This window comes from Paracoccus sp. J39, from assembly GCF_000518925.1.
Lineage (GTDB): Bacteria > Pseudomonadota > Alphaproteobacteria > Rhodobacterales > Rhodobacteraceae > Paracoccus.
The window spans coordinates 26,970-38,507 of sequence record NZ_JAEN01000014.1 but is presented as its reverse complement, the minus strand read 5'-3'; the positions used below and the strand labels follow the sequence as shown (position 1 = coordinate 38,507).

Below are 11,538 nucleotides of genomic sequence, written 5' to 3'. Positions count from 1 at the left end.
CCTGCCCGGCCGAGTGCTCCGGCCCGTTGGCGCGCAACATACAGCAAAGCCCGGGGCTTGAGAACCGAGTTGACCTATCAGTGAACTGCCCCGTCATGGCGCAAAGCCCGGCAAGGCTGCCCTTTTTCCGGGCAGACGAGGCGCGGGCTCGGCCGAAAGCTGCACAAACCTTGTGCCCGGCCGCGGGCGACGGGTTTTCTGGCCGGGACATGGAACTGCTGCAACGCAGAAAGAAGGTGCAGGAAACATGATGAGACCTACCGCGATCAAACCCATGATCCCGGCGCTCGCCCTCCCGCTGATCGGGCTGGCGGTGCCGGCCCTGGCGCAGGATGCCGAAAGCCCCGCCGCCGCCGTCGAAGCCGTCGTCGAGGCGGTCGCGCCCATCGTGGACAAGGGCGACACGACCTGGATGATGATTTCGGCCATCCTGGTCATGGCCATGTCCATCCCGGGGCTGGCGCTGTTCTATGGCGGGCTGGTGCGCGCCAGGAACATGCTGTCCGTGCTGATGCAGGTCTTCACCGTCTTCTGCATCATGTCGATCCTCTGGGTCTGCTTCGGCTATTCGCTGGCCTTCACCGGCGCCGGCTCGGCCGAGGAGGCGAACTGGCTCACGCCCTTCATCGGCGGCTTCTCCAAGGCGTTCCTGGCGGGGGTGGACAGCTCGTCGCTGGCCGAGACCTTCACCACCAATGTCTATGTGCCGGAATATGTCTTCATCATCTTCCAGATGGCCTTCGCCTGCATCGCGCCGGCGCTGATCGTCGGCGCCACGGTCGAGCGGATGAAGTTCCAGGCCATGCTGGCCTTCGTGGTGATCTGGTTCTTCTTCTCCTACCTGCCGATGGCGCATATGGTCTGGTGGTGGGGCGGGCCCTCGGCCTTTGACGCGCCCGGGGGCTTCCTGTTCGGCCATGGCGATCTGGACTTTGCCGGCGGCACGGTCATCCATATCAACGCCGGCGTCGCCGGCCTGGTCGCCGCGCTGGTCGTCGGCCCGCGCCTCGGCTACGGCAAGGAGCTGATGGCGCCGCACAACCTGCCCTTCACCTTCCTCGGCGGCTGCCTGCTGTGGATCGGCTGGTTCGGCTTCAACGCCGGCTCGAACATGGAGGCCACCGGCACCGCCGCCATGGCGATCCTGAACACCACCGTCGCCACCTCGGCCGCGGCGCTGGCCTGGGCCTTCGGCGAATGGCTGTTCCGCGGCCATCCCTCGCTTCTGGGCGGCATCTCGGGCGCCATTGCCGGGCTTGTCGGCATCACGCCCGCCGCCGGTTTCGTGGGCCCGATGGGTGCCATCGTCATCGGCCTGGCCGCCGGCTTCCTGTGCATGTGGTTCGTGGTCAGCCTGAAGGCGAAGCTGGGCGTGGACGAAAGCCTGGACGTGTTCGGCATCCACGGCATCGGCGGCATCGTCGGCGCCATCCTGACCGGGGTCTTCGCGGCGCCGTCGCTGGGCGGCTCGGGCATCTACGACTATGCCACCGAATCGGTCGTGGCCGGCTACGACATCGCCGGCCAGCTGATGACGCAGACGCTGGGCGTGATCGTGGCGGTGGTCTGGTCGGCGGTGGTCTCGTTCATCGCGCTGATGATCGTCAAGGCGGTGGTCGGCCTGCGCGTCTCGGACAATGACGAGCGGCAGGGCCTCGACGTCACCACCCATGGCGAAAGCGCCTATAACAGCTGAGGCAGGGCTTCAGGCCAAGGAAAAGCCCGGCGCGAGCCGGGCTTTTTCGTTGCGCGGCGTCCGGCGGTCAGGCCAGGCGCGAGACCACGAAATCCGCCAGATCCGCCAGGATCCTGCGCAGGGGCTGGTCGGGGGCGGTCTGCAGGGCCGCCTTGGCGCGGCCCGCCCAGGCGATGGCGTCGGCGCGTGCGGCCTCCAGCGCCTCGCGGCGGCGCAGGATCTCCAGGGCGGCAGCCAGGTCGGATTCCTCCTGCCGGCCCTGGCCGATGGTGCGCTCCCAGAAGGCGCGTTCCTCGGCATCGGCGCGGGCAATGGCCTTGATCACCGGCAGGGTCAGCTTGCGCTCGCGGAAATCGTCGCCGACATTCTTGCCGATCACGGTGGTCGAGCCGCCGTAATCCAGAAGGTCGTCCACGATCTGGAAGGCGATTCCCAGCGCGTCGCCGTAATCGAACAGCGCCCGCTGCACCGCCGGCTCGGCGCCGGCGACCACCGCGCCCGCCTCGGTCGCGGCCGAGAACAGCGCCGCCGTCTTGCCGCGCACGATCTGGATATAGGTATCCTCGGTCGTGGCGATGTCCTGCGCGGCGGTCAGCTGCAGAACCTCGCCCTCGGCGATGGTGGCGCTGGCATTGGCCAGGATGCGCATGACCTGCATGCTTTCCGTGTCCGCCATCAGCTGGAAGCTGCGCGCGAACAGATAATCGCCGACCAGCACGCTGGACTTGTTGTCCCACAGCAGGTTCGCCGTCGGCCGGCCGCGGCGCTGCTGGCTTTCGTCGACCACGTCGTCATGCAAGAGCGTCGCGGTATGGATGAACTCGACCGCGGCGGCCAGCAGGACATGGCTTTCGCCCGCATAGCCGCAAAGCCGCGCGGCGGCCAGCACCAGCATCGGCCGCAGCCGCTTGCCGCCGGCCTCGACCAGATGCGCGGTGACCTCGGGAATGCGGGGGGCGTGGCGGCTGGCCATGCGTTCGCGGATCAGTGCGTTGACCCGGTCCATATCCCCGGCAAGTTCGGCCGAAAGCCGGTCGAGCGGCTTGGAGACGTTTTCGTTCATGCCCATCAGCGATCCCCTTTCGCCGCAAGCCATTGCCATGCCATGGACACATGCGCAACAGCCGCGTAACTTTCCCGTGTCATGAAAGAGCTTCTGCGCACCACCGACCCGCTTCTCATCACCCGCGCCGCCGACCTGCTGGCGGCCGAGGGCATCCAGTCCTTTCCGCTGGACCAGCACATGAGCGTGCTCGAGGGTTCGCTGGGCATCCTGCCGCGGCGGCTGATGGTCGCGGATCGCGACCTGTTCATGGCGCGCGCCATCCTGCGGGACAATCGCATCCACCATGACTGAGCTGCGCGAGGACGGCTTCCTCGGCGGCCGGCTGCGCATCCTTCAGCCCGCGCGCGGCTATCGCGCCGGGGCCGATGCGGTGATGCTGGCCGCCGCCTGCCCGGCGCGGGCCGGCGACAGCGTGCTGGAACTGGGCTGCGGGGCCGGGGTGGCGCTGCTTTGCCTTGGCGCGCGGGTGCCGGGACTGCACCTGGCGGGGCTGGAGCTGCAGCCCGCCTATGCCGAACTGGCGCGACGCAATGCCGCGGCCAATGCCATCCCGGCGGAACTGTATCAGGGCGACCTTGCCCGGATGCCCGCCGAGCTGCGCGGCCGGAGCTTCGACCATGTCATCGCCAATCCGCCCTATTTCACCGGCGGCCCGCCGGCGCCGGATGCCGGTCGCGGCCGCGCCCGGCACGAGGCGACTCCGCTGCCGCAATGGGTCGAGGCCGGGCTGCGCCGGCTGCGGCCGGGCGGCCGGCTGACGCTGATCCAGCGCGCCGATCGGCTGGCGGCGATTCTGGCGGCGCTTTCCGGCCCGGCCGGGGCGATCGCGATCCTGCCGGTGGCGGCGCGCGCGGGGCGCGAGGCGGGGCGGATCATCGTCTCTGCCCGCAAGGGCGCGCGGGCGCCGCTGCGCCTGCTCACGCCCTTCGTCATGCATGCGAAACCGTCACATGCGGGCGATCAGGAGGACCTGACCGAGGCCGCGCAGGCGGTTTTGCGCGGGGGTGCGGCACTTTCGCTCGAGGGGCCGAATTTTCGGTGACAATGTGACGATTCTGTGCTGCAATCCCTTGGTTCGATCAATCCAAGAGGAGGACGACATGTCGGTTGAATCCCATGTTCAGGAGCTTCGCCGCAAACATCAGTCACTTTCGAACGCCATCGAGGCCGCGCATCGCAGCCCCGGCATGGATGACCTCACCATCGCCCAGATGAAGAAGGAAAAACTTCGCCTCAAGGAAGAGATCACACGCCTGTCGCATTGACCTGTGACACGGGCGGGCCCGGTCCCGCCCGCGGCCCTGACCATGGAATGAGAAACGGCCCGCGAGATCTCGCGGGCCGTTGCCATTTCGCAGCCTGTCCGGCCAAGGGGTCAGACGAAGAACTGGCCGCCGTTCGCGCTGATGGTCGAGCCGGTGATGAAGCCGGCCTCGTCCGAGGCCAGGAAGGTGACGCAGCGCGCGATCTCTTCGGGTTCGCCCAAGCGTCCGACCGGGATCTGGGGGATGATGCGCTCGTTCAGCACCTTCTCGTCGATGGCGCGGACCATCTCGGTGCCGATATAGCCCGGGCAGATCGCGTTCACGGTGATGCCGGCGCGCGCGCCCTCCTGGGCCAGGGCCTTGGTGAAGCCCAGGTCGCCCGCCTTGGCCGCCGAATAATTCGCCTGGCCGGCCTGCCCCTTCTGGCCGTTGATCGAGCTGATGTTGATGATGCGGCCGAACTTGCGGTCGCGCATGCCCGACCAGACCGGATGGGTCATGTTGAAGAGACCGGTCAGGTTGGTGTCGATGACCTCCTTCCACTGCTGGGGGGTCATCTTGTGGAACATCGCGTCGCGGGTGATGCCGGCATTGTTGACCAGCACGGCGATGGGGCCCAGCTCCTCCTCGACCTGCTTGATGCCCGCCGCACAGGCGTCATAATCCGCCACCGACCATTTATAAGTCTTGATGCCGGTCTCCTCGGTAAAGGCGCGGGCGGCATCGTCATTGCCGGCGTAATTCGCGGCGACCGTATAGCCCGCCTCCTTCAGCGCCTTCGAGATCGCCGCGCCGATGCCGCGCGACCCGCCGGTCACAAGGGCCACTTTTGCCATTTCTCGTCCCCCTTTGAAAATGGTCTTGAAATTGTGTTACCGAACCCGGCCGGCGCGCGCAAGATAGTTGCGCGCGCCTTTTTCGATCAGGGACGTTCCAGGCAAAGGGCGACGCCCATGCCGCCGCCGATGCACAGCGTCGCCAGACCCTTCTTGGCGTCGCGGCGCTGCATCTCGAACAGCAGCGTGTTCAGGATGCGCGCGCCCGAGGCGCCGATCGGGTGGCCGATGGCGATGGCGCCGCCGTTGACGTTGACGATGGCCGGATCCCAGCCCATGTCGCGGTTGACGGCGATGGCCTGGGCGGCAAAGGCCTCGTTCGCCTCGACCAGGTCCAGGTCGCCGACCGACCAGCCGGCCCGCTCCAGCGCCCTGCGGCTGGCCGGGATCGGGCCGGTGCCCATGATCTGCGGATCGACGCCGGCCGTCGCATAGGAGGCGATGCGCGCCAGCGGCGTCAGGCCGCGGCGGGCGGCCTCGTCCTCGGTCATCACCAGCACGGCGGCGGCGCCGTCATTCAGGCCCGAGGCGTTGCCGGCGGTCACCGTGCCCTCCTTGCTGAAGGCGGGGCGCAGCTTCTCCATCGCCTCCAGCGTGGCACCGTGGCGGATGTATTCGTCGGCATCGACCACCGTCTCGCCCTTGCGGGTCTTGATCGTCACCGGCACGATCTCATCGGCGAACTTCCCGGCCTTCTGCGCCGCTTCGGCCTTGTTCTGCGAGGCGACGGCAAACTCGTCCTGCTCGGCGCGGGTGATGCCCCATTTCGAGGCGACGTTCTCGGCCGTGGTGCCCATGTGGTAGTCGTGGAAGGCGTCCCAGAGCCCGTCCTTGATCATGGTGTCGAGCATCTTCATGTCGCCCATCTTCTGCCCCGAGCGGATATAGGCGGCATGGGGCGCCAGCGACATCGATTCCTGGCCGCCCGCCGCGACCACGGTGGCGTCGCCCAAGAGCACCTGCTGCGCCGCCAGCGCGACCGAGCGCAGGCCCGAGCCGCAGACCTGGTTCAGCACCCAGGCGGCGGAACCCTGCGGATAGCCGGCCTTGATATGGGCCTGACGGCCCGGGTTCTGGCCCTGGCCGGCGGTCAGGACCTGGCCGAGGATGGTTTCGGACACTTCGGAAGGATCGATGCCGGCGCGCTCGACGATGGCCTTCAGGACGATGGCGCCAAGGTCATGCGCGGGCAGGTTCGCATAGGATCCCAGAAAACTGCCGACGGGGGTGCGCGCGGCAGAAACGATTACGGCTTTGGTCATGACAGGTTCCCTCCTGATGCCGAGACGATCGGTGCATGCCGACGTTTGCCGTTTCGTTACCCGAGGTCAAGCGGACTTGGCGGCAGGTCCGGCGCGGAAACGCCGCATCCGGCCGGCTTGCGCGGCCGCCCTGCGCAGGCTGGCCGGGGCAGGGCCTTCCCCCGGTCCCGGCGGCATGGATGCGACGATGAAAGCGGGTCGGGCGGCCGCGGATATGGCCGGAGCATTTCTACCATAAGGCGAATCGCGCTCAGCTGCGCTGGGCGGCAGAGCTGGGGGACCTCCACGGCGGCACGATGGTCGGCGCGCCGAAGTAATAGCCTTGCAGGCAGTCGATGCCCATGTCGATCAGGAAGGCGGCGTCATCCGCCGTCTCGACCGATTCCGCGACGGTGAACATGTCGAAATGGTGCGCGATGGATTGCAGCGCCCGGGCCAGGACCTGGTTGTCGCGCTGCTCGGCGATGTCGCGGATGAACTGGCCGTCGATCTTGATCATGTCGAAGCAGAAATCGCGCAGATAGCGGAACGAGGTGTAGCCGGCGCCGAAATCGTCCAGGGCGAAACTGACGCCCTGGGCCTGCAACTCATGCATGAATCGCCCGACCAGCTCCGGCATGCCCATGGCCGAGCTTTCGGTGATTTCCAGGATCAGCCGCTCGCCGATGCTGTCGTCGCCGGCGATGCCCTCGCGCAGCGTGCGCAGCCAGGCCGGATAGCCGATCGAGCGCGCCGACATGTTGATCGACAGCCGCAGCGAGGGTTCCTCGGCCAGCGATTTCAGGCCCAGGGACAGCGACAGGCAGTCGATCTGGCGGCCCAGCTCGGTGGTTTCGGCCAGCGGCAGGAAGTCCCGCAGCGGCACGATTCGCCCGGTTTCATCGATGATTCGGATCAGCCCCTCGTGGAAGGCCGCATGGTCGGGGCGTTCCGCTTGCACCACCGGCTGATAGGCCAGGACGGCATCGCCGCGCGAGACCGCCCGCCGCACCGTCGCCATCGTCACCCGCGACTGCTGATCGACGGCGAAATCCAGCGGAGAACCCATTTCCTTTTGCGAATCAATATTGTCGGTCATGCCAAGACTCCTGTCATCGACGGAAGTCTGGCGATCATCTCCTAAGATCGCGTAAACTGGTCCCGATTTCTCGACTCAAGGTTAACGGATCCTTGCCCGACATGACCGAACGCTGTGCCTGGTGCGGCTCCGACCCGCTTTACGTCGCCTATCATGACCATGAATGGGGGGTGCCGGAATACGATGCGCGCGCGCTTTGGGAAAAGCTGGTGCTGGACGGCTTCCAGGCGGGGCTGAGCTGGATCACCATCCTGCGCAAGCGCGACGCCTTCCGCGAGACCTTCGAGGGCTTCGATCCCGAGCGCGTCGCCCGCTGGGGCGAGGCCGAGGTCGAATCGGCGCTGAAGAACCCCGGCATCATCCGCCATCGCGGCAAGATCGAGGCCACCGTCAAGGGCGCCCGGCTTTTTCTGGACATCGAGAGTTCCGAGGGGTTCTCGCCCTTCATCTGGTCCTTCGTGGGCGGGCGTCCGGTGCAGAACCGTTTCGCCAGCATGGCCGAGGTCCCGGCCAAGACCCCGGAATCGGAAGCCATGGCCAAGGCCCTGAAAAAGCGCGGTTTCACCTTCTGCGGGCCGGTGATCACCTATGCTTTCATGCAGGCCTGCGGGCTGGTCAACGACCATATGGTCCACTGTCCCGCCCATGACCGCGTCAGGGCGCTGTCGCCTGCCGGATAAGCGCCTTGGCCGTGTCCGAGGACCAGTCGGCGCCGCCGATCAGCCGGGCGATCTCGTTGCCGTCGCGGTCGATCAGCACCGTCACCGGCATGCCCATCACGCCCATCTCGCGCGCGAGTTGCTGGCGCGGGTCCAGCCGCACGGGCAGGTTGGCGATGTTCTCCTCGTCCAGGAACTTCCTCACCGCCGGGGGCGGGTTGTGGCCGGCGGCGATGGCGACCACCTCGAAATCCTCGCCGCCCATCTCGGCCTGCAAGGCGTCCAGCGAGGGCATCTCCTCGCGGCAGGGCGCGCACCAGGTCGCCCAGAAGTTCAACAGCACCACCTTGCCCCTCCAGTCGGTCAGGCTGTGCGTGCCGCCCTCGGGATCGGTGAATTCGGTTGCCGGCACCGGGGTCGGGTCGGTCTGCTGCAGCTTCGCCAGCCCGCCGTCATGCGCGGCCTGCCAGTCGATTTCCCCCGCGTAACCGGCATTTGCACCAAGGATCATCGCCGTATAAAGAACCAGCCAACGCATTCCACCCCCCGAAGGACAAGTCATGACCGAGCAGCCCGCCAGCACCGCCAACCAGATGTGGGGCGGACGTTTCGCCGCAGGCCCGGACGCGATCATGGAGGCGATCAACGCCTCGATCGGCTTCGACCAGCGGCTCTATGCCCAGGACATCCGGGGCAGCCGCGCCCATGCGGCGATGCTGGCCGCGCAGGGCATCATCAGCACTAGCGATGCCGAGGCGATCGGGGAAGGGCTGCTCACGGTCTTGTCAGAGATCGAGGCGGGCGGCTTCCCGTTCTCGACCGCGCTGGAAGACATCCACATGAACGTGGAATCGCGGCTGAAGGAGCTGATCGGCGAGCCGGCGGGGCGGCTGCACACGGCGCGGTCGAGGAACGATCAGGTGGCGACCGATTTCCGGCTGTGGGTGCGCGACCAATGCGACGCGGCGATCCAGGGGCTGGACGCGCTGATCCGCGCCACTTTGTCGCAGGCGGAAAAGGGCGCGGATTGGGTCATGCCGGGCTTCACCCATCTGCAGACCGCGCAGCCGGTGACCTGGGGCCATCACATGATGGCCTATGTCGAGATGTTCGGCCGCGACCTGTCGCGCTTTCAGGACGCGCGCCGGCGGATGAACGAATCGCCGCTGGGCGCCGCCGCGCTGGCCGGGACGGGCTTTCCCATCGACCGCGAGGCGACCGCGCAGGCGCTGGGCTTCGACCGGCCGATGGCGAACAGCCTCGATGCGGTCAGCGACCGGGATTTCGCGCTGGAATACCTGTCCTCGGCGGCGATCTGCGCCGTCCACCTGTCGCGGCTGGCCGAGGAGCTGGTGATCTGGTCCTCGGCCCAGTTCCGCTTCGTCACCATGTCGGACCGCTTCTCGACCGGCTCGTCGATCATGCCGCAGAAGAAGAACCCCGACGCGGCCGAGCTGATCCGGGCCAAGATCGGCCGCATCCTTGGCGCTGCCGTGGCGCTCTTCGTGGTGATGAAGGGGCTGCCGCTCGCCTATTCCAAGGACATGCAGGAGGACAAGGAGCAGGTCTTCGACGCGAGCGACAACCTGATGCTGGCGCTGGCCGCGATGACCGGGATGCTGTCGGACCTGACGGCGAACCGCGAGCGGCTGGAGGCGGCGGCGGGCTCGGGCTTTTCCACCGCGACGGACCTGGCCGACTGGCTGGTGCGCGAGGCCGGGCTGCCGTTCCGCGACGCCCATCACGTCACCGGCGCGCTGGTCGCCATGGCCGAGAAGCAGGGCGTGGACCTGCCCGAGCTGACGCTGGAGCAGATGCAATCGGTCAACCCGGCGATCACCGAAGACGTCTACAACGTGCTGGGCGTGCATAATTCTGTCGCCTCGCGCACCAGCTACGGCGGCACCGCGCCGGCGCAGGTCCGCGCCCAGATCGCGCGCTGGAAAGAGAAGCTGGGGGAAACCGCATGACGCAGCACCTGCTTCTGGCGCTGTTCGCGCTGATGCTGGCGACGCTGGCCGCCTGCGGCGTCGATGGCCCGCCGACCCGGCCCGGCCCTGTCGCCGAATCCGGCTTGCAGATCAGCGGAGAGGCGCAGATCGGTGTCGTCTCGAAGCTCTGAGCTGACGCCGCTGCGGCTGGTCTGGGCGGGGCTGGCGCTGCTTGGCGCCGCCGTGGCGCTGTGGCGGGGCGAGGCGCTCTGGCAGGGCGCCCGGGCGACCGAACTGGTGGCGCAGGCGGCGCTGGCGCTGTGGTGCCTGATCGAGACCATGCTGCGCCGCAACTGGGCGGCGCTTCTGACGCTTCCGGGGCTGGCGCTGGGGATCGGCTTTGCGCTGCCGCTTTATCTGTTCATCCGCTCTCGCAGGATCACCTGATGGACCATTTCAACTATGTCGACGGCTGGCTGCATGCCGAGGACGTGCCCCTGACCCGCATCGCGGCCGAGGTCGGCACGCCGGTCTATGTCTATTCCGCCGCCACGCTGACCCGGCATTTCAGGCTGTTCCAGCAGGCGCTGGCGTGGTGCGACCATCTGGTCTGCTTCGCGGTCAAGGCGAATTCGAACATCGCCGTGCTGAAGCTTCTGGGCGATCTGGGCGCGGGCATGGATATCGTCTCGGCCGGGGAATATGCGCGCGCCAGGGCGGCGGGCGTGCCGGGCGAGCGGATCGTGTTTTCCGGCGTCGGCAAGCTTGAATCCGAGATGCGCATGGCGCTGGCGGGCGGCATCCGCCAGTTCAACGTCGAATCCGAGCCGGAACTGGAGCTTTTGTCGCGCGTCGCGGCCTCGATGGGGGTCGAGGCGCCGGTCGCCGTGCGGGTGAACCCGGATGTCGATGCCAGGACGCATGAGAAGATCGCCACCGGCAAGTCCGAGAACAAGTTCGGCATTCCCATCGCCCGCGCGCGCGAGGTCTATGCGCATGCCGCGCGCCTGCCCGGGATCAAGGTTGTCGGCATCGACATGCATATCGGCAGCCAGCTGACCGACCTGGAGCCCTATCGCCAGGCCTATGCCAAGATGGCCGAGCTGACCCGCGCGCTGCGCGCCGACGGGCATGCGATCACCCGGCTCGACATGGGCGGCGGCCTGGGCATCCCATACCGGCGCGACAACAACGCGCCGCCCCTGCCGATCGAATACGGCCAGGTGATCCGCGATGCCGTGGGCGATCTGGGCTGCGAGATCGAGATCGAGCCCGGCCGCAACATCGCCGGCAATGCGGGCATCCTGCTGTCCTCGGTGATCTATCTGAAACAGGGCGAGGGGCGGGATTTCCTGATCCTCGACGCGGCCATGAACGACCTGATCCGGCCGGCGATGTATTCGGCGCATCACGACATCGTCCCGGTGCGCGAGGCGGCGCCGGGGGCCGCGGTCGCGCCGCATGACGTGGTCGGCCCGGTCTGCGAGACCGGCGACACCTTCCAGAAGGCGGTCGAGCTGCCGGCGCTGGGTCCGGGCGACCTGGTGGCGCTGCGCTCGGCCGGGGCCTATGGGGCGGTGATGGCCTCGGAATACAATTCCCGGCCGCTGGTGCCCGAGGTTCTGGTCAGCGGCGATCAATTCGCCGTCATTCGGGCGCGGCCGACGCTTGAGGAAATGCTGGGACGCGATACCATCCCGGAATGGCTCTGATCGCTCATTCCCGCGCCGCTGCGGCCGGGGGTT

Annotated in this window: 14 protein-coding genes; 9 read left to right on the top strand and 5 right to left on the bottom strand. The window is 67.6% G+C overall.

The window, feature by feature from the left end; genetic code table 11:
- Nucleotides 1–250 precede the first annotated feature (250 nt).
- Entirely contained in the window at nucleotides 251–1,696 is a 1,446-nt protein-coding gene (locus tag L632_RS0114420) for an ammonium transporter (protein WP_198019353.1), read from the top strand.
- Between the two features lie 67 nt (nucleotides 1,697–1,763).
- Here the strand turns inward: L632_RS0114420 and L632_RS0114415 are convergent, their stop codons facing one another.
- A complete protein-coding gene (locus L632_RS0114415; RefSeq protein WP_028713263.1) occupies nucleotides 1,764–2,765 on the bottom strand; it encodes a polyprenyl synthetase family protein in 1,002 nt (333 codons plus the stop codon).
- A 75-nt stretch (nucleotides 2,766–2,840) separates the two neighbouring features.
- Here L632_RS0114415 and L632_RS0114410 point away from each other — a divergent pair, with 75 nt between their 5' ends.
- Genes L632_RS0114410 through L632_RS23900 form a run of 3 tightly spaced genes read left to right on the top strand, consistent with a single transcriptional unit; the run spans nucleotide 2,841 to nucleotide 4,027 of the window.
- Complete coding sequence (locus tag L632_RS0114410) at nucleotides 2,841–3,053, top strand: DUF2007 domain-containing protein (protein WP_010398258.1); 213 nt, start codon at nucleotides 2,841–2,843, stop codon at nucleotides 3,051–3,053.
- On the top strand, nucleotides 3,046–3,804 hold the full coding sequence (locus L632_RS0114405) for a tRNA1(Val) (adenine(37)-N6)-methyltransferase (RefSeq protein WP_028713264.1): 759 nt from the start codon (nucleotides 3,046–3,048) through the stop codon (nucleotides 3,802–3,804). Before L632_RS0114410 ends, L632_RS0114405 begins: the two co-directional genes overlap by 8 nt.
- 58 nt (nucleotides 3,805–3,862) lie before the next feature.
- Complete coding sequence (locus tag L632_RS23900; protein WP_084637836.1) at nucleotides 3,863–4,027, top strand: YdcH family protein; 165 nt, start codon at nucleotides 3,863–3,865, stop codon at nucleotides 4,025–4,027.
- A 110-nt stretch (nucleotides 4,028–4,137) separates the two neighbouring features.
- Here L632_RS23900 and L632_RS0114395 read toward each other — a convergent pair whose 3' ends face one another.
- The 3 genes from L632_RS0114395 to L632_RS0114385 form a co-directional block, all read right to left on the bottom strand.
- Nucleotides 4,138–4,863, bottom strand: a complete 726-nt coding sequence (locus L632_RS0114395; protein WP_028713265.1) for a beta-ketoacyl-ACP reductase — start codon at nucleotides 4,861–4,863, stop codon at nucleotides 4,138–4,140.
- An 86-nt stretch (nucleotides 4,864–4,949) separates the two neighbouring features.
- Nucleotides 4,950–6,125 carry an acetyl-CoA C-acetyltransferase gene (locus L632_RS0114390; protein ID WP_028713266.1) on the bottom strand — a complete coding sequence of 392 codons (1,176 nt, stop codon included), beginning with the start codon at nucleotides 6,123–6,125 and terminating at the stop codon, nucleotides 4,950–4,952.
- Between the two features lie 250 nt (nucleotides 6,126–6,375).
- On the bottom strand, nucleotides 6,376–7,203 hold the full coding sequence (locus tag L632_RS0114385; protein WP_028717035.1) for an EAL domain-containing protein: 828 nt from the start codon (nucleotides 7,201–7,203) through the stop codon (nucleotides 6,376–6,378).
- Between the two features lie 101 nt (nucleotides 7,204–7,304).
- On the opposite strand from L632_RS0114385, the gene L632_RS0114380 reads away from it, so the two are divergent.
- Complete coding sequence (locus L632_RS0114380) at nucleotides 7,305–7,883, top strand: DNA-3-methyladenine glycosylase I (RefSeq protein WP_028713268.1); 579 nt, start codon at nucleotides 7,305–7,307, stop codon at nucleotides 7,881–7,883.
- Here the strand turns inward: L632_RS0114380 and L632_RS0114375 are convergent.
- Nucleotides 7,858–8,400 carry a TlpA disulfide reductase family protein gene (locus L632_RS0114375; RefSeq protein ID WP_028713269.1) on the bottom strand — a complete coding sequence of 181 codons (543 nt, stop codon included), beginning with the start codon at nucleotides 8,398–8,400 and terminating at the stop codon, nucleotides 7,858–7,860. The genes L632_RS0114380 and L632_RS0114375 overlap by 26 nt on opposite strands.
- A 22-nt stretch (nucleotides 8,401–8,422) precedes the next feature.
- Here L632_RS0114375 and argH point away from each other — a divergent pair, with 22 nt between their 5' ends.
- The 4 genes from argH to lysA are packed head-to-tail and all read left to right on the top strand — an operon-like array spanning nucleotide 8,423 to nucleotide 11,505.
- Nucleotides 8,423–9,832: an argininosuccinate lyase gene (argH, locus tag L632_RS0114370; protein ID WP_028713270.1), complete on the top strand. Its 1,410-nt coding sequence runs from the start codon at nucleotides 8,423–8,425 to the stop codon at nucleotides 9,830–9,832.
- Complete coding sequence (locus L632_RS24690; protein WP_028713271.1) at nucleotides 9,829–9,984, top strand: hypothetical protein; 156 nt, start codon at nucleotides 9,829–9,831, stop codon at nucleotides 9,982–9,984. The genes argH and L632_RS24690 overlap by 4 nt, the downstream gene beginning before the upstream one ends.
- Nucleotides 9,965–10,240, top strand: a complete 276-nt coding sequence (locus L632_RS0114360; protein WP_028713272.1) for a DUF2834 domain-containing protein — start codon at nucleotides 9,965–9,967, stop codon at nucleotides 10,238–10,240. Before L632_RS24690 ends, L632_RS0114360 begins: the two co-directional genes overlap by 20 nt.
- Nucleotides 10,240–11,505, top strand: a complete 1,266-nt coding sequence (gene lysA / locus L632_RS0114355; protein ID WP_028713273.1) for a diaminopimelate decarboxylase — start codon at nucleotides 10,240–10,242, stop codon at nucleotides 11,503–11,505. Before L632_RS0114360 ends, lysA begins: the two co-directional genes overlap by 1 nt.
- Nucleotides 11,506–11,538 lie beyond the last annotated feature (33 nt).